The organism is bacterium, assembly GCA_024226335.1.
Lineage (GTDB): Bacteria > Myxococcota_A > UBA9160 > SZUA-336 > SZUA-336 > JAAELY01.
On sequence record JAAELY010000234.1, the window covers coordinates 1 to 16,889 of the forward strand.

The 16,889-nt window shown below is 62.9% G+C and carries 19 protein-coding genes; 9 read left to right on the top strand and 10 right to left on the bottom strand.

The window, feature by feature from the left end; translation table 11 throughout:
• The coding region (locus GY725_11390; protein ID MCP4004790.1) for a hypothetical protein at positions 1-2,745 on the top strand (2,745 nt) is incomplete at its 5' end.
• A 28-nt stretch (positions 2,746-2,773) separates the two neighbouring features.
• Here the strand turns inward: GY725_11390 and GY725_11395 are convergent.
• The 4 genes from GY725_11395 to GY725_11410 form a co-directional block, all read right to left on the bottom strand.
• On the bottom strand, positions 2,774-3,865 hold the full coding sequence (locus tag GY725_11395) for a hypothetical protein (protein ID MCP4004791.1): 1,092 nt from the start codon (positions 3,863-3,865) through the stop codon (positions 2,774-2,776).
• Between the two features lie 106 nt (positions 3,866-3,971).
• A complete protein-coding gene (locus GY725_11400; protein MCP4004792.1) occupies positions 3,972-4,877 on the bottom strand; it encodes a hypothetical protein in 906 nt (301 codons plus the stop codon).
• A gap of 72 nt (positions 4,878-4,949) precedes the next feature.
• Complete coding sequence (locus GY725_11405; protein ID MCP4004793.1) at positions 4,950-5,696, bottom strand: rhomboid family intramembrane serine protease; 747 nt, start codon at positions 5,694-5,696, stop codon at positions 4,950-4,952.
• Between the two features lie 104 nt (positions 5,697-5,800).
• Positions 5,801-7,183: a phosphatidylserine/phosphatidylglycerophosphate/cardiolipin synthase family protein gene (locus tag GY725_11410; GenBank protein MCP4004794.1), complete on the bottom strand. Its 1,383-nt coding sequence runs from the start codon at positions 7,181-7,183 to the stop codon at positions 5,801-5,803.
• Between the two features lie 58 nt (positions 7,184-7,241).
• Here GY725_11410 and GY725_11415 point away from each other — a divergent pair, with 58 nt between their 5' ends.
• Positions 7,242-7,748 (top strand): N-acetyltransferase, encoded by a 507-nt coding sequence (locus tag GY725_11415; protein ID MCP4004795.1) that lies wholly within the window; start codon positions 7,242-7,244, stop codon positions 7,746-7,748.
• On the opposite strand, the gene GY725_11420 is transcribed toward GY725_11415, so the two are convergent.
• Entirely contained in the window at positions 7,745-8,185 is a 441-nt protein-coding gene (locus tag GY725_11420; protein MCP4004796.1) for a hypothetical protein, read from the bottom strand. The genes GY725_11415 and GY725_11420 overlap by 4 nt on opposite strands.
• Positions 8,186-8,345: 160 nt before the next feature.
• Between GY725_11420 and GY725_11425 the strand changes: the two genes are divergently transcribed.
• Positions 8,346-8,633 carry a PilZ domain-containing protein gene (locus GY725_11425; protein MCP4004797.1) on the top strand — a complete coding sequence of 96 codons (288 nt, stop codon included), beginning with the start codon at positions 8,346-8,348 and terminating at the stop codon, positions 8,631-8,633.
• Between the two features lie 53 nt (positions 8,634-8,686).
• Here GY725_11425 and GY725_11430 read toward each other — a convergent pair whose 3' ends face one another.
• Positions 8,687-8,827 (bottom strand): hypothetical protein, encoded by a 141-nt coding sequence (locus GY725_11430; GenBank protein ID MCP4004798.1) that lies wholly within the window; start codon positions 8,825-8,827, stop codon positions 8,687-8,689.
• 395 nt (positions 8,828-9,222) lie between these two features.
• Here GY725_11430 and GY725_11435 point away from each other — a divergent pair, with 395 nt between their 5' ends.
• The 3 genes from GY725_11435 to GY725_11445 are packed head-to-tail and all read left to right on the top strand — an operon-like array spanning position 9,223 to position 11,759.
• A complete protein-coding gene (locus GY725_11435) occupies positions 9,223-10,380 on the top strand; it encodes a phosphoribosylaminoimidazolecarboxamide formyltransferase (protein MCP4004799.1) in 1,158 nt (385 codons plus the stop codon).
• A gap of 3 nt (positions 10,381-10,383) precedes the next feature.
• A complete protein-coding gene (locus tag GY725_11440) occupies positions 10,384-11,193 on the top strand; it encodes a crotonase/enoyl-CoA hydratase family protein (protein MCP4004800.1) in 810 nt (269 codons plus the stop codon).
• Positions 11,194-11,195: 2 nt separating this feature from the next.
• A complete protein-coding gene (locus GY725_11445) occupies positions 11,196-11,759 on the top strand; it encodes a class I SAM-dependent methyltransferase (protein MCP4004801.1) in 564 nt (187 codons plus the stop codon).
• A gap of 22 nt (positions 11,760-11,781) precedes the next feature.
• On the opposite strand, the gene GY725_11450 is transcribed toward GY725_11445, so the two are convergent.
• Positions 11,782-12,663, bottom strand: a complete 882-nt coding sequence (locus GY725_11450; protein MCP4004802.1) for an alpha/beta hydrolase — start codon at positions 12,661-12,663, stop codon at positions 11,782-11,784.
• Complete coding sequence (locus GY725_11455; protein ID MCP4004803.1) at positions 12,660-13,250, bottom strand: uracil-DNA glycosylase; 591 nt, start codon at positions 13,248-13,250, stop codon at positions 12,660-12,662. Before GY725_11455 ends, GY725_11450 begins: the two co-directional genes overlap by 4 nt.
• 193 nt (positions 13,251-13,443) lie before the next feature.
• On the opposite strand from GY725_11455, the gene GY725_11460 reads away from it, so the two are divergent.
• From GY725_11460 to GY725_11470, 3 genes are read left to right on the top strand one after another with little or no spacing between them, the layout of a single operon-like run.
• The gene (locus tag GY725_11460; GenBank protein ID MCP4004804.1) at positions 13,444-14,529 is read left to right on the top strand and encodes a Zn-dependent alcohol dehydrogenase; all 1,086 of its coding nucleotides are present in this window, start codon (positions 13,444-13,446) and stop codon (positions 14,527-14,529) included.
• A 50-nt stretch (positions 14,530-14,579) separates the two neighbouring features.
• Entirely contained in the window at positions 14,580-14,858 is a 279-nt protein-coding gene (locus tag GY725_11465) for a hypothetical protein (GenBank protein ID MCP4004805.1), read from the top strand.
• A 21-nt stretch (positions 14,859-14,879) separates the two neighbouring features.
• The gene (locus tag GY725_11470; protein ID MCP4004806.1) at positions 14,880-15,098 is read left to right on the top strand and encodes a hypothetical protein; all 219 of its coding nucleotides are present in this window, start codon (positions 14,880-14,882) and stop codon (positions 15,096-15,098) included.
• Between the two features lie 22 nt (positions 15,099-15,120).
• Here GY725_11470 and GY725_11475 read toward each other — a convergent pair whose 3' ends face one another.
• The gene (locus GY725_11475) at positions 15,121-15,861 is read right to left on the bottom strand and encodes a nucleotidyltransferase family protein (GenBank protein ID MCP4004807.1); all 741 of its coding nucleotides are present in this window, start codon (positions 15,859-15,861) and stop codon (positions 15,121-15,123) included.
• Positions 15,858-16,883, bottom strand: coding sequence for a GHMP kinase (locus GY725_11480; protein ID MCP4004808.1), 1,026 nt, complete (start codon positions 16,881-16,883; stop codon positions 15,858-15,860). The genes GY725_11475 and GY725_11480 overlap by 4 nt, the downstream gene beginning before the upstream one ends.
• Positions 16,884-16,889: the final 6 nt, after the last annotated feature.

Consider the following 16,889-nt stretch of genomic DNA (forward strand, 5'->3'; position numbering starts at 1 on the left):
ACGCGCTTCCGTCCCGCAGGTGCGTCCCTGGAGCCGACGAACCTGACCGATCTGGTCACGGGGCCGGGCGCACCGATCGCGCGACCCAAGAGCCCGACCGGAACCATCCTCTTTCCCAACACGCCTCCTTTCGAGCGACTCGTCGATCCCAATACCGGTGCCCCGATGCTCGCTGGTGGCACGTCGTGCACGTATCGCACGGATGCAACGGACACACGCATTGGACCGAACGGTATCGCGGGAGACACCGATGACATCTTCCCCAGTGCAGGTGACTGCCTGCTCTGGGGTCCGCCGGGTGCCGATGGTCGACAGTTCCTCCGCTCCGAGGATCCGATCGCCATCGGTCACACAGCCGACCAGACCTTGTTCCACACCCTGTGTACGTTGGGCTTCGATGAAGACTACGGAGTGTGCGCGGGTGATAGTTTTAACACACCGTGGACGTTCTTCCTTACTACGGACCTCCTGTCAGGCTTCGGGGCGCTCACCGGGTTGGCGATACCGGGAATCGAGACGATCCGCCTTCCCCGAGCAGGCAATAATCTCATGAAGCTGGACGATGTGATCACGCTGGGTCAGTTCGCATTGGCCGATCCGACGGCACGCGACAGTGTCGTGTTTCAAAATCTGGCTGTTTCGCTGATTCCGGAGCAACAGGCGATCTACGGTTGCGGACAGCTCGAGGCCTCGGCTTGCCATTCAAATCAGCAGGTTTCCTGGGTTAACGACCCCGTGATCGAGAGCACGATCGACCGCGATCTGAGCACTCCCGGCGTGAAGCTATCTGAACTCCCCGGCGGCATCGACGCGATGAACGCGGCCGGTGATGTGTGGACGTCTGAATTCGCGATGGTGAAGGCGACCCGGGCGGGTACTCTGGTCGGAACCCATCTGACAGCGGCTGGTCGCCAGTTCTTGCCGGGAATCAATCTGACGCGATTCGCTGATCCGAATGGCTTGACCGGCTTTCTCGACAGGTCGCCCGCCGAGATTTCGGCGCTGAGCGAGGCCGATCTCGCGGCACTCGCGCAGTCTCGTGAGACCGACGGCTGGATCGAGGAATTCCCGTGGCGTCTGGATCCGTTCTGGGAGGCCCGTGGTGTCATCCTTTTGCAGGCTGATCCCAACGATCCGGTGAGCGGTCCTTTGAACATCTTCAACTCGACGGGCGGCGAGTACTGCGGTGAGTGGTTTGGCCCCAATCCCTTCTCCGTCGGCTGCAGCGCGCTCGAGACGATCTCGGCGAACTTCGAACGCATCCTGATCGCGCAGGAGATCGTTGGACCGGCGCGGACGTTCGACGCCTACGAGACCATCGCCGAGCTACAGGCGGCACTGGTCGGTTTTGCGGGCGGAATGACGGCAGACCCGATTTCCGGCCCCGACGGTCTGTTCGCCTACAACGCGCGCATCTTCAACGGCGAGTTCGTCGGTCGCGCGGTCAAGGATGCCGTCGTGGTCACGGCACGCAACCCGGCGGGCCGTGAACTCGATATGCCTGCAGGTGGCTATAGCGCCGACCCCGCGATCGCCCGCGACGAGGCGCGGGCTTTCGTGCTCGCTTACGACCCGGTCAATGACTGTACGAACACGGCTCTGTGCATATTGGAAGTCACCAACGCGATGGCCGAATTCGGCAATACGACGGACCGAATCGCCGCAGCCACGCCGCTTTCCTACGGTGCCAGCGACCCCATTGGGAATTCGCTTCGCATCAACTTACTGGCCCTCGAGCTGGTGGATCCACTTGCGTTCTACGGTCTGCTGAACGACGACCCGGGTCACTATGTGGAGGTTCCGAACTCCGTCCTCGGTCTCGGAGCGGCAGGGACCACCGAGGTCCAGATCGACGCGCTCAACCTCCTGGGGAGTCAATCCTCGAGCTATACGGGTCTGGACATAGACGGTGATGGCATCACCGATATGGATCGCGACAACGACGGCATCCACGACGGAGCCGACGATTTCACGCCGGGTCCGATGGGCGTGAACAACCCCTTCTGCGGCAGTGGCATTCCCGGCGATCTGTTCCAGGATCCGATTCAGTTCGAGCCCGCTTTCGCAGACGAGGCGCCCGGCACTGCGAAATTCGCCACCGCCTTTCCCGATGGCCTACCGCCGCGCTCGCCGGTCTTCTGTCGTTCACTGCAGAGCTGGATGCTGAGGGTCGGAGAGCAGTCGCCGGGGAACTACGGATTCATCTGGCACGGCGGCGCGCTTCCGGCGGGCTCGGATCCGGATGCAGACGGCCGACCCGGTGATATCGACAACTGCCCCACGATCGCGAACATCGATCAAGCAGACCCGGACGGCGATGGCGTGGGTAGCGCATGCGACAACTGCATCAATATCTACAACCCGCGCATCGCGCTCGCACCGGGCAGCACACAGACCACGACGGGCGGCCAGCCCGATGACGATGCCGACGGTCTGGGAAATGCGTGCGACGTGCAGTTCGCAGCGCGCTCAGCATCTCATACGAGCGTGGATGCCAGCGACATCGCCTTGTTCAAGGGCGCGATCAACAAGACCGTCGATTCCGACACCTGTCCCGCGGTTGCAGACAAGGGTGGTTCGACAGCCTGCGAGCTCTACGACGCGGACGGGAATCGTTCCGGATACATGATCGCGATCAACGGGTTCGACATCGAGGCGTTCAAGAACATGATCGGTCTCGATCCCACGCTCGAGCAGTGTTCCGCCTGCCCACTGGAATGCGAAGGCGACGCCTGCACTCCCTGAAACACAACATTCGCAGACTCACAGACCGTCAAGCACGGATTGAACAGCCCGCGACTGCGATCACAAGGACGAGACCCAGCAGCCAGACGGGGGATAGCGTGGGAACGGGCACGGCCAGGGGATCGGCGACGATCGTAAAGTCGTCGGCCCACACGTATAGCGCCTGGCCGATCTTGCCGTCGAGCTCACGGAACTGAATTTCGCTAAAGCCCACCGGTCCCGCATCGACGATACCGAAGAACACGTGGGGCCCCACCCATATCTTTCCGCCGTCGATCGGATTCTGGTAATCGCCGTCCAGCACGAACCCCATGTTGGCCCCGTGGATTCCCGTGAAATATCCTCCGGCGCCGAAAATGGGATTGAGGCCGGGGACGCGCTGCAAGGTGATTCCGTCGTGGTGAACACAGTGGGCAGGGGGCGTGTCCACGTCACAGGTCCCAGCCGTTCCCCACGCGTAGCCGTGTTGCCCGTCCCAGACCCCCCACGATCCGGTGCGGTTCGCACCGGGTCCGGTCTGCACCGTATTGGGCGCGGGTGGAGTCGGAGCGGGTGGGTCGGTATGAGTGGGGTCAAAGTCGTTTGCACGCCACTCGATCCCCTGGCTGATCACGCTCAGAGAGCTGCTCGGGTGGCGCGATGCTCCCCATGTGGCGTCGTCCTCGAAGCTCTCGTCGAAACTCGGGTGACCGAGCTCTGCGATCTTGGCTCGGAAAGCCGATTCATTCCAGCAGGTAAAAACCTGCGGGCCACCCCAACATGCAGTGAGCGAAACAGTGGCTTCGACGGGCGTCGCGGGACTCGCAAGCGCTCGATAGATGAAGCTATCGCTGCCGTTGAAACTCGGTCCGGGCGAGTAGGTAAAGGAGCCATCAGATGCCAGGACGAGCGTGCCGTGGCTTGCGTCAGAGACGAGCTCGGCCGTGGCTCCGCTCTCTCCGGCGTTTTCACCATCGAGGGTGTCGTTCTCCAGAACCCCGGGCTCCTCGACAACCAGAGTCAGGCCCCAGGGGATCCCGAACTCGTCATCGTTCGCGACCAGAACCTGGGCGTCTGCCGATCCCGCGATGCCCACCCACAAGATCGCATACGCAAAGACACCGAATATTGTTGGAACCAACAGGTGTCGTCTGCGCTCGAATTTAAGGAGATCCACTTCAGTTGAGTCCGGTATCCGTCATATCGACACTCTGACATGCTCGAGTGTATTTGCATAGGTCCTGCAACTAGCCCGTTGCGACCAGCGTCAACCCGACGAAGGTGAACGCGACCCCGGTCCACTTGGGTGTACTCGAGGCTTCTCCGAGCAGGCGAATGCCTACGAGCGCTCCCAGTGGCACGCTGATCTGTCGCAGTCCCACCACGTAACTGACGTCATCCGCGTAGGCCATGGCCGTCAGAACCAGCGTATACGAGGCGTAGATGCCGCATCCCGTAAATGCGGCGGCGATTTTGTGCTCGCTCAAGACTTCTCGAAGTGCCACTCGCTCCTCCCTGCGGATTGCGACCCAGAATCCGAGGAAAATCGAAGCCGTCAGTGCTTCCATCGGCGCGTAGAACATGACCGCGTGAACCGCGCTCATCGAGAGATCGGGCGTCTCGCGCAACAAGCGCAGGCCGTGATCGTCGAGCAATGAGTAGGTAGCCGTACCCATTGCAGCGAGTAACGCGAAACCGGCACAGGCATTTCGGAAATTGTTCCAGTTCAGATCCGAAAAGCGCTGAAGCGGCAGGATCACACCCCCGCACACGATCCCCGCGATTCCGATCATGCACTGGGTGCTGATCTGGTCCGAACGCCCGAGCAAGAGGGACACCAACACCACGAATACCGGAGGGGCCGAGCGCGCGATCGGATACGCGATGGACAGATCTCCGACACGATAGGCGGAAGCGAGATTCGCGTAGTAGAAGGCCTGCGCAAACCCGGCGCCGACCAGAATCCAGACGATGATTCCGGGGATGCGCGGCAGTTCGAAAAAGAGCAGGAAAAGCAGAAGGAGACAAAACCCGCCGAAGCTATTGGCTACCAGCAAGAAGCCCGCCGATGGATTTCGTTGCTTGCCGAGCGCGTTCCAGCTCACGTGCAGGATCGCCGATGCAAGAATGAGTAGAACCGCGTAGCTGGTCATCGCGGTCCTTCCTCGGGTCGATTACTCCGTTTCGACGCTATTCGACGGTATCACAACTCGGCCAGCGCGGGTTCAAGCCAGTGCGATGAACCAGCACAGCGAAAGCACAGCGAGTGAGCCGATGCCAAGAGCGGCTTGTCCGGGCGCGGCGACGATCTTCGGCACTCCGTAACCCCAGGCGATTCCGAGTGCGCTACCGGAGGCCAGGCCGAACAGATGAGCGCTCACATCCGTGTTCTCGCCGCCGGTTCCCAGCATGGCCAGCAATCCGAGTCCCCCAGCAAGTGGAATCCACGCGCGACCTCGTCGCAATGGGAGTTCGCGTCGGTAGACGAAGGCCATTCCCGACAATACGCCGATCGACCCGAACAACGCGGTCGACGCTCCCACAGAAACATGCGGACCCGACTGAGCCCATGCGTTGATCCAGTTGCCCAGAGCACCCGATGTCAGCGTCAGGCTCAGACCGGGTCCAGGTCCGATCCAGCGACACAGCGCGGTGACGAAGATCACGCACGAAGCCGTGTTTCCGAGCAGGTGGGGCAGGCCGGAATGCAGGGTGAGCGCCGTGACGACGCGCCACACCTCGCCCGACAGGATCAGGAAAGAGTGGGCTCTGCCTTCCTCGTACCAGGTCGGGCCGGTTTCGTTGACCAGAATGTGAAACAACACGAGTCCGAGCGCCGTGATGAAACCGGCATTGCTCGGGCCGTGTTCGACCAGCTTGGGCTGGGGCCTGGCTCTTTCCGCGTTCTCGCGGTCGTAGCTGTCGAGAGCCCAGGATGCGCGTTCGACGTCGGCGTCTTCGATCCAGAGCAACCAGCCTTCCTCAGCCCGGCGCACGCCGTGTGAGATGCGCTGCGAAGCAAGGACGAGCGCCCACGCGTCGACATCTCGTCGTCGCTGGCTGCTGCGGATCGGTCTCAGCGCCCGTACTCGACCGGGTCGATTTCGAATACCAGTCCCTCGAGTCGCTCTCCGGAAGCGCGTCGCGCCGCGTTCTTGCGGGCCACATCGCGAAACAACGCGAAAGCACCCCGGTCATCAAGGTGTGAGACGTCGCGACCGGTGTGTTCCTGGAAGAGTTCATTGCGCAGACTGCGAACCGTCGGCTCATGCCAGAACGATGCGTTCAACTCGGTATCTCCGTGGAAGGACCGCTCGGCCACGTTGGTCGACCCGATCGTCGCCCAGCCATCGTCAACCAGAGCAATCTTCGCGTGCACGTAGATATCGCCGTAGCTCTGGGGTCCCGCATGCGACGCGATGCCTGCGAGTACGAAGTGGGGGTGCTCCTTCAGTCGACCCACGAGGTCGAAGAAGGGCTGGAGCTTGGGATTCTTGAGCGCGCGCACATACTCGGAATGGGCGTTTCCCGGCACCAGGAAGGCGACCTCGACACCGCGCTCGAGTGCGGCGTGCAACTGCCCGACGATCCCGGGCGAGCCGATCGCCTGGTCCTCGATGTAGATGGTGCGCTTCGCGGCCGAGAGCGCCGCGTGGTACTGATCGAGGATGCTCCTCTCGCCCTCGTGGATCGGATGTGGGTCCGCACCCGGTGACGGCTGTGTATTCCGGTAGCGGTCCTTGGAAACGGTGCGCGTGATCTGTACCGGGATCTCACCGGCGACCGCCGAGATCTCCACCGGGAACTCCAGGTTTCCACCGTCGCCTTCAGGGGGCCAGAATCCATCTTCCGCCTGGTGTTCAGACGCTTCGTTCCAGCGCTGGACGAAGTTGTGGTGCACGTCCGTGCCCGAGGGGCCGCGAACTTCTACGTACACGTCGTGGATGTTGCCGCCGTCTCGGTGCGGATGCCCGCTGGCCACTACCGAGGACTGTCCCAGATTGATTCCACCCACGAAGGCGATCTCGCTCGGTCGGCCCGCGTCGACCAGCCAGCTCTTCTGGTGGTGACAGAGTTTCTCGGGGAGATAGTCCCATCTGGCCAGGAAGCGCGCACCGCGCTCTGCCAACCACTCGCGCTCTTCGGCGGTGCCCGAGAAGTGCTCTCCCGGTGTTTCTTCTTCGAGTTCAGGGGAGCGCCAGAACAGCACCCGTACATCCACACCGCGTTTGACGGCTGCGTCGAGTACGTCGAAGAATCCTCCGCGACCTCCGGGCATCTGCACGTCGCGGTCGATGAACGCGACGGTGATCCACGCGCTCGATTGCGCCGATTCGACGGCCTCGCAGATGCGGCCGAATGCAGGCTCGCCGTCGACCAATGGCCGGACTGTGTTTCCCGAGCGAATCGGATAAGTTCCCGAGCGCACGAATGGGATGTAATCGGCGTGGCGTTCCATGAGTCCTCCGGGATCGGCGTGGAAGGCCGATTCTACCCCCAGTCAGTGAGAACTATACATGAGCGACGTCCAGATCCGACCTGCAAGGGCCGAAGATCTTCCGCAGCTGACCGAGATCTACAACCACTATGTGCTCGAAACGCCGATCACTTTCGACATCGAGCCGTTTAGCGTCGAGCAGCGCGCAGTCTGGCTGGAACAGTTCGCCGAAACCGGACGTTTCCGCCTGTGGGTGGCCGAAGAAGCAAGCCGGATTCTCGGCTACGCGGGATCGATGCGCTTCCGCCCGAAGGCGGCCTACGATGTCTCGGTCGAAGTCACCGTGTATCTGCGCCCCGATGTTCAGACCCGAGGACTCGGAACGGGTCTCTATCGCGCATTATTCGACTCCCTATCGGGCCAGGATGTGCATCGGGCCTACGCGGGCGTGACGCTGCCCAACCAGGCGTCACTCGCGCTACACGAACGCTTCGGATTTCGCGCGGCTGGCTTCTATGACGAGGTCGGCAGGAAGTTCGGGCGCTACTGGAGCGTGCAGTGGCTGGAAAAGAAGTTCGACGGCTAGTCGGTCGGGTTTCCGGGATGACGCTCGTAGTGTTCGAGGGTGGGGAGGTCGTCGGCGACGTTCTCAAGTCCGCCAATCTCCTCGGCGGTGTGCTCGCTGAGTTGGCAGATCCGCACGCGAGAGTCGTAATCAAAGGACCGGCACGCGAAGTCTTTCGAAACCCTACAGGCGAGTGCGCACTCGACCAGCGAAACCCCGTCGAGCTTTTCTTGTGTGTGTCCCTGCACGCTGGCTCCCCGCACCCGGCGGAAACCTCCCGGCATGACTGGAAAGGCGTCGAGAATCGCTCCGGCGCCGACTGCTGGCAGCTGACCTGCAATCGGGGGGATCGGGTCCGCAGGTCTACCCGCAGGCGGGCGAGCAGTGCAGCCCATCTGCCATGCGCAGATGATTACCAAGAGCATCAGGTTTCCGAAGCCGGGCCCGCCGTTCCGCATGATCGCCTCCCTGCAACAACGATCATACGCCTCTGACTCAGTGTTGGGGGGGGGGGTGCGCAGTTCACGCGCAAACAACACGCAGTTCCCGAGGTCCCACTGTCAAGTGCGACACGGCGAGGGCCGATGGATGGAAGGTCCCTCATCTGGAGCTCTCCCCATGCAGCCCGAAGAGAAAAGCCCGGACGATTCTCGAGACGCGCACCGTTTTGTGTCGCGTGTTTCGGTGAAGTTATGCGCTGGCGGCAAGGAAGTCGAAGCCGTGATCACCGACATCTCCTCGGCGGGGGCGCGGGTCGAAACGACCCTGCCTGTCGAACCGGGAGCGATCGTGAAGATCCACTACCAGATGCCCGGTCGGCAATCCCAGAATCTTCTGGTCGGCGAAATGGTCCGCTCGACCCCCGGCGGTTTCGCGATTCGCTTCCTGCCAGACGAGCAGCAGTAGCCGCCAGGAAGCACCGGAATTCGGTCCAACCCGGTCGCGGGAGCCGCCAGTCCTCAGCCCAATAGCGCCGCAGATCCGGCGACCAGAAGCACCAGGACACCCCAGAACAGAGCGGCCAGCGCTCGCCCCAACAGCCGTTGGGTCGGCAGGTGAGCTTCCGAGAACCGGGCATGATGCGTGTTCGAAGTCGTCACGATGGATCTCCTTGCCATGCCCATGTGCAACTGCAAGGCAAGTGCCAGGCCTCAAAGGCCGAGAATACGCCTCTGGCAAGGTCTGGCTGCAGCCCACCAACCCGCCCCGCAACACTCCGGCTTCACAAAGGTTGTGGTCTGAAGAATGGGCTTGGACCCATCTGAGGTGCTGGGACCCGGGGAGAGGGCCGAAATGCGTCCCTCGCAGAGGCCTTTTGTTCCCATTTCCGGCCTCTCGGCACAGACCCATTCTTCGGACCACCGCTGGAGTGTTGAGGAATTCTTCGGGTTGGTTCATGTTTGCCCTCGCGACCCCATCGCTGCCCCACGCAGTGCTGGCCGGCCGGGGGGCCGGGAGTCGCCATCCCACTCTCTGAGATTCTGCTGGAGACCCCATGCGCCTAAAATATGGATGCAACCCTCACCAGGCCTTTGCGTCGCTCGAAGCGATCGAAGCGGGTACCGCGCCGCTCAGTCTGCTCAACGGCACGCCCTCGATCATCAATCTTCTGGACGCGCTCAATGCCTGGCAGTTGGTAGCGGAGGCGCGCCAGGCCCTCGGCTTGCCGGCGGCGGCGAGTTTCAAGCACGTGTCTCCTGCTGGTGCGGCGGTAGCGGTGGATCTTCCCGACGATCTGGCGCGCGCCTACGAGGTGGCGGGGCGCGAGCTCACGCCTGCAGCGATCGCCTATGTGCGCGCGCGCGGCGCCGATCCCAAGTGCAGCTTTGGCGACTTCGTCGCGCTTTCAGATCCGGTCGATCAGGCGACCGCTGACTTTCTGAAGGGCGTCGTGTCCGATGGCATCATCGCACCCGATTACGAAACGGATGCGCTCAAGACGTTGTCCGCGAAAAAGGGTGGCTCTTTCATCGTGCTGAAGGCGGACGCGAGTTTCGAGCCGCCCGAGCGCGAGGAGCGCGAGGTGTTCGGAATGAAGCTCGTGCAGGATCGCAACAACCGCGCGATCGAATTATCGGATCTGGACGATGTCGTGTGCGGAAGCCTGACCGAAGCGGCCAGGCGCGATCTGGTTCTGGGCATGATCGCGCTCAAATACACCCAGTCCAACTCCGTGGGGTACGCGCTCGACGGGCAGATGATTGGCATCGGTGCTGGCCAGCAATCCCGGGTCGACTGCACGAAGCTCGCGGGGGCCAAAGCCGATGTGTGGAACCTGGGCCGACACCCGCGGGTGCTCGGGCTTGCGTTCAAAAAGGGTGTGAAGCGGCAGGACCGCATCAACTGGCGCGTGCGTTTCATCGAAGGGGATCTGACTAGCGGCGAGACGCAGGCCATGCAAGAAGTGATCGAAGGCAAGCTGGAACCGCTTGGCGCAGACGAGAAGCGGGAATTTCTGGGGCAGGTCGACGGCGTTTCGCTGAGTTCGGACGGCTTCATTCCCTTCCGCGACAACATCGACCACGCGGCACGTCACGGTGTGAAGTTCATCGCGCAGCCCGGAGGGTCGACGCGCGACGCCGACATCGAGGCCGCGTGTCAGGAGTACGGCATGGCGATGGTCCACACACATCTGCGCCTGTTCCACCACTGAGCCATGAGCGTCCGTATCGAGTTTCCGCGCGAATACCCACACGTCGCATTGGTGACGCTGGATCGACCCGAGCGAGGCAACTCGCTCAATCCACTGGCTCTAAGAGAACTTGCCGCGGCCTGGCAACGCATCGCCGACGACGACGAGATTCGCTGTGCCGTCCTGAGCGGCAGCGGAGAACGGGTGTTCTGTTCGGGTATGGACATGCGCGAGACCATCCCCGTGTCCCAGGCTCTGGCCCGCGGAGAGCGCATCGATCCCCACGATTTCGATGGGTTGCGCAATGTCGGTAAAGCGTTGCTTGCGGGGTTTGATCTGAAGACGCCCCTGATCTGCGCGATCAACGGGCACGCGCGCGCCGGTGGTTTCGATCTGATGCTGGCCAGTGAGATGCGCTACGCGGTCCCCGAAGCCACATTCGCGCTCGAAGAAGTGGCGCTCGGCCTGTACCCGACCGGGAATGCGACCGTGCTACTGCCGCGCCAGATCGGCTGGGTACACGCGCAGGAACTGCTCTTGTGTGCGCAACCGATCGACGCCGAACGAGCGCGCTCCATCGGGTTGATCAATGAGATCGTGCCGCGCGACGCTCTGCTCGAAACGGCCTTGCGCGCCGCGAGCACGATCGCCGCGAATGCACCTCTGGCCGTTCGCGAAACCCGGCGCGGTGTGCGCGAACTGCTGGGGATGGATCTGGCGAACGCATACGAGCGTCAGGAACAGTTGGGCAGTCCTTTGCGCAAGACGGAAGATGCCCGGGAAGCCCAGCAGGCTTTCGTGGAAAAGCGTGCACCCGTCTGGAAGGGTCGCTGAGCTTGGCCGATGCAGACCGCGAGCGCTGGGATCGCGCTTACGGCAAGGGTCTGCACATCGGTGGCGACGCACCCGAGTGGCTCGCGAGGTTTACTGCGCAGTTTCCGGAGCAGGGACGTGCACTCGATGTGGCCAGCGGTACGGGTCGCATTGCCTGCTGGCTGGCCGCACAGGGTCTGAACGTGCTGGCCGTCGATGTTTCGCAACAGGGATTGCGCCTGGCCCGCGAACGCGCCGAGAGAGATCGCGTATCCATCGAAACGCTGTGCCGTGATCTCGAACAGACGCCGCCGCCCGAAGGCCCCTTCGATGTGATCACCTGCTTCCACTACCTGCAGCGAGAACTCTTTCCGCAGTTGGTCGAGCGACTCGCGCACGGCGGCGTGCTGATCTGCGAACACAAGACGGTCCTGAATCTGGAACGACACGAGAAACCGTCCGCGCACTTCCTTCTGGAGCCGGACGAGCTTCCGCGCCTTTGCGCTCCGCTCGACATCGAACACCACGAAGAAGACTGGATCGACGACCGCGCGCTCACCCGGATCGTGGCGCGTAGACGAGCCTGAAGGTTCGTAGAAGAATCCTCTGCTAACCCGTGCCGAATTCGAGCAGTCGGGCCGTGACCTGATCCGGGACGATCATCGGCAGCAGGTGTCCGGCATCGATCTCGTCGAGTTCGATGCTGGGGGCGATCTCGACCAGGCGTTCGTACACCTGTCGCGGGAAGTTCCCCTGCGCCGCTCGCAGGAGCAGCCCTTCGCCGCGGTACTCGGCTGCTTCAGCAAACGTGTCGATACTGGGACCGGCGTCGAAGACTGCGGCCTCGACCTCGCGCGGGCACGAGAGTTCGACACCGCCCTCGGGTCGATCGCGCAATCCGTAGCGCAGATACAGGTCCAGGGCGTGCGGGGTCCAGTCGGCAAAGGGCCCGCGACCCTGCCAGGACGCCCGCGCGGTTTCGCGACTTTCGAACCTGTCGCGACGCTTGCGTGCGATTTCGGCCATCGGATGAACTCCACCGGCCCGATTTCGGAGCATTTCGAGTTCCAGGTCTTGCGGAATCACTACCGGGTCGAGCAATGCGACGCGATCGAAGATGTCGGACCGGCGCGCCGCAGCCACGAGTGTGGTCGTGCCGCCAAAGGAGTGACCGACCGCGAGCGCGATGCGCTTCGCGCCGAGTTCTTCAAGCAAGGTCTCGGAAATCGCGATCAGATCCTCGACGAACTCGCCCCACTGGTAGCCCTCGGGCACCGGGGGGCGGGACGATGCGCCGTGGCCGCGCGAGTCGAAGCCGAGAACGCGGAAGTTCTGGGTCAGACCCCGGGCCACCGGATCGAACAGTCCCGCGCAGAACCCATTGGCGTGAGCCAGGAGGGCCACCGGACCCGAGCCTCCCCAGTCGAGTACCGCCAGGTCGACTTCGCGTTTCGGGAGCGCGACGATGCGTTCCGTCGGATCGTCGCTCAAAGACGCAGCTTTCTCCGCAGTCGATACAGGTGACGGATGGCGCGCTCCATCGCGTCCGCATTTTCGGGAGCGTTCAGCCAGGAACTCGCACCCGACGGATGGGGCAGGGGAACGATCCAGCGCCCAAGATCGTCTTGATGTGCAAAGCCCACCGCTTCATTCAGCGGGCGGCCCCCCAGAAAGACCTTGATCGCCATTCGCCCGACGGGCACGACCAGCAGCGGTGAGACCAGTTGCAGTTCGCGCTCCAGAAACGGCCAGCACAGGGCGATTTCCTCGGCGCTGGGTGCGCGATCGCCGCGACCGCTCGCCGCCGCACCCGGATAGCAGCGGGTCACCGCCGTGATGTAGTGCTCTTCGCGAAAGCCTTCCTCCGAGAAACCGGCCTTTTCGAGCCAGGTGAACAGGCGTTGACCGGACTTGCCCTGAAAAGGCAGGCCGTCTTCGGCTTCCTGCGAACCCGGTGCCTGCCCGACCAGCAGGGCGCGCGCTTTCGCCTTGCCCGAAAACACCACGGGTGGAGTTGCATCGTGACCCGCAGCGCTGCACTGACGGCAATCGCGCATCTGATCGTGGAGGAGCTTCAATCCTGATTCCTGGGCCTGGGTCACGGGCGGCACTATAACCGCCTCGATCCGGCGCCGCTTCAGTCCGTGTTGACCTCGGGGCGACGCGGATCCAGAATGGTTCCGGTCCGTCGGGACAGTCCCGCTGGACCAACGCTTTTTCGTCCCGCTCGAGGCCCCGATGGGACCCAGCGGACAACCTCAGGAGATCAGCATGAAGGCCGCCGTCCTCCGCGGAATCAATCAGCCTGTTTCGATCGAAGACGTCAGTGTCAGCAAGCCCGGTCCCCGCGAAGTGCTCGTGCGCACGGCGGCCGCGGGTGTGTGTCACAGCGATCTGCATTTCCAGACGGGCGACTATATGTATCCCATGCCCTGCGTGCTCGGGCACGAGTCCGCGGGTGTGGTCGAACAGGTCGGCTCGCAGGTCACCTACCTGGAGAAGGGCGATCACGTCATCTCCTGCCTGTCGGTCTTCTGCGGCTACTGCGAGTACTGCATGACCGGCCGCCCCGCACTGTGCACCAAGGAAGGTCTGCGTCGCGGTCCCGAAGAAGCTCCGCGCCTCAGTCAGAACGGTGAGCCGATCCACCAGTTCCTGGATCTCTCGTCGTACGCGGAGCAGTTGCTCGTGCACGAGAACGCTCTGGTCAAGGTGACCAAGGACATCCCGTTGGATCGCGCTGCGCTGATCGGGTGCGGCGTGACCACTGGCGTGGGCGCGGTCTTCAATACCGCGAAAGTCGAGCCCGGTTCGACGGTCGCAGTCGTCGGTTGCGGAGGCGTGGGTCTCAACGCCGTACAGGGTGCGGCGATCGCCGGCGCCGGACGCGTGATCGCGGTCGATATGTCGGATGCGAAACTCGAAACGGCCCGTCGGTTCGGCGCTACCGATGTGGTGAACGCAAGTGCTGGAGATCCCGTCGCACAGGTCCGGGAACTGACCGGCGGCGGTGTCGAGTATTCCTTTGAAGCAATTGGTCTCAAAGTGACGACCGAGCAGTGCTGGGAAATGCTGCGCCCAGGCGGAACGGCGACGATCATCGGCATGATTCCGATCGGGACGAAGATCGAACTGCACGGTGTCGACTTCCTGGCCGAAAAGCGCATTCAGGGTTCGACCATGGGCTCGAATCGCTTCAGGGTCGACATGCCCAGGTACGTGGACATGTATCTGAATGGCAAGCTGAACCTGGACGATCTGGTTTCGCGTCGCTTGAAGCTCGATGAACTCCAGGCGGGCTTCGAAGCTCTCAAGTCAGGTGAAGTCGCCCGCAGTGTCATCGTGATGGATCAGTAGAGGGGCGACGACGCAGTGAATCGAGCGCAGCCGACCGGGAGGAAGAAATCATGAGTCAGGTCTTTCTCGATCCCAGTAGTGAACGGAAACCGACGCGCCGGCCCAGGGCGCCGCGTCTCTCCAAGCTCGCGGGTGCCACGGTCGGTTTGCTCGATATCTCCAAACCGCGCGGCGATGTGTTTCTTGGCCGGATCGAAGCGCGTCTTAAAGATTCGGGCGCGGAGGTGCTTCGTTTCTCCAAACCCACCTTCACAAAGCCCGCACCCGTCGATCTGCGCCACGAAATCGCCACGCGTTGTACTGCGGTGATCGAAGCGCTCGCGGATTGAGGCAGTTGTACGTCGTGCAGTGTGCACGACACGGTGGATCTGGAGGCGCGAGGCCTGCCGGGCGTGTTCATTGCGACCGAGCAGTTTGTCGAAGGCGCAGATGTGCAATCGAATTCGCTCGGCGCGGAAACCGCCGGCATCTACGTGGAGCATCCGATCCAGGACCGCACCGATGACGAGATGATCGCCATCGCCGATCGGGTGTTCGGCGAAATTGTGGCTGCGCTCGTCGCCGGTTGAAGCGGAAGCCCAGCGGATCGCGTCAGCTTCGTTCACCTGCGAAGGCCGCGCGCGCGGCTTCGAGCGTCTCGAGGCTGCCGATGTCGAACCAGCGTCCGTCCAGGCGTTCGCACGCGACTTGTGAGTGTTGCACCAGCCAGGCCATGAAGTGGCCGGGAGCGTCCGGGTTGCCGCCTTCCCGCAGGTAGCGTTCGACGTCACCGGCGACGGAACAGGGAAAGAAGTACAACGCGATCGCAGCGAGCCTCGACTGTGGGTTCGCGGGCTTCTCGACGAAACTCGCCACGTCGCCTGCGGAGTTCAGGGTGATTTCGTTGTACGGGCGCAGCGAGTCCGGGTCTTCGACTTCGCGCACGACGACCAGGGGTGTTCCCTTGGCGCGGAACGTCTCGTAGGCCGGACTCGGATCGAACTCCAGCAGATTGTCTCCAGCGACCACCAGCCAGTCTTCGCCATCGAGCGGGACCTCTTGCAGTGCAAAGGCCAGGTCGCCGATCGCTCCCAGGCGATTGTCTTCGTCGGTCGATCCGTCGTTCAGAATGCGGATTCCGGGATCGAAATCTCGGGCCCAGTCTTCGAAGGCCTCGGCGAAGCGCGCATTGGAGATGACGATCACCTCTGAAATCTCAGGCAGTCCGGTCAGACGGCGCAGAATGCGCGTCAGGATCGCCTGACCGCCGACTTCGAGCAGTGGCTTCGCGCGCTCGCGTGTCAGTGGGTAGAGTCGCGTGGCGTAGCCCGCGCCCAGGACGAAGATCTTCACGCGCGACTCGTGGTTGTCGGGAGTACGCTGGGTCGAATCAGCTCGTAACCGGCATCTCGATAGGCGCGTTCGATCGCCGGAAGTTCGCTGGCATCTCCCGGCACACCGATCACTGAACCTCCTGAACCACAGAACTTGACGGCGGATCCCTGAGAGCGGCCGATCGCGACGAGTTGCTGATCGCGATCCGTCAGCTTCCAGATCGTCGCGCGCATGTCGAAATTCCGGTCCACGCATTGGCGGAACCCGGCCAGATCGCGTTTCTGCAGGCAATCGATTCCTTCGTCCACGAGTTCTCGGAACCTTCGCATGGCCTCGAGCACTTGCGGGTCGCCCGAAGTCCAGCGACTGCGCACGTCCGAGTGCACGCGACCGGAGACCTCTCCGCCGCGTGGATCCCAGGCGATGTACATCACCGGCAGTAGCTTCGGGTCGAGCCGGGCGTAGGAAGCCGGCGTTCGGGGAGGCGCGAAGTCCATGTGCAAGACGTCCTCGTAGGCCTGGGCTACACGATCCATGGGGCCCGCCGCGATGCCCAGGTCATCGACCTCGGCGGCGAGCGCGAGTTCCGCGAGTTCATGGGCTTCGGCGCCGACATCGAACCACTCGAGCAACGCGCGCAATGCGGCGATCACGATGGCACTGGAGCCGGCCAACCCGACCTGGCGCGGAATACTGGTCTCGTAACGCATGCGGAAACGCAGGCGCGGGTCGTCTTCGCCAAGCCGCTCGAGTTCGGGCCAGTGAATCGCGAAGCGTCGGATTGCCGCGCGCAAAAGTCGTACGCCGCCATCGCAGCCACGCAACGCCAGGCCTCGGCTCAGGGCCTGCACGCTGGGCGCGTCAAACTCGTCGTCGGGACCCGGAACGATTTCGAAGCGGCCGGCCGTCTCGAGTGTGACTCTGGCGGCGAAATCGGACGTGCAAAAGGCGATCGCCTGGCCCTCGTATCCATCCGAGGGATTGCCCAGAAGCCCCACCCGCGCATGCGCCTTGCCGGTCGTCGTCTTCATGCTCGCCAAGAATGT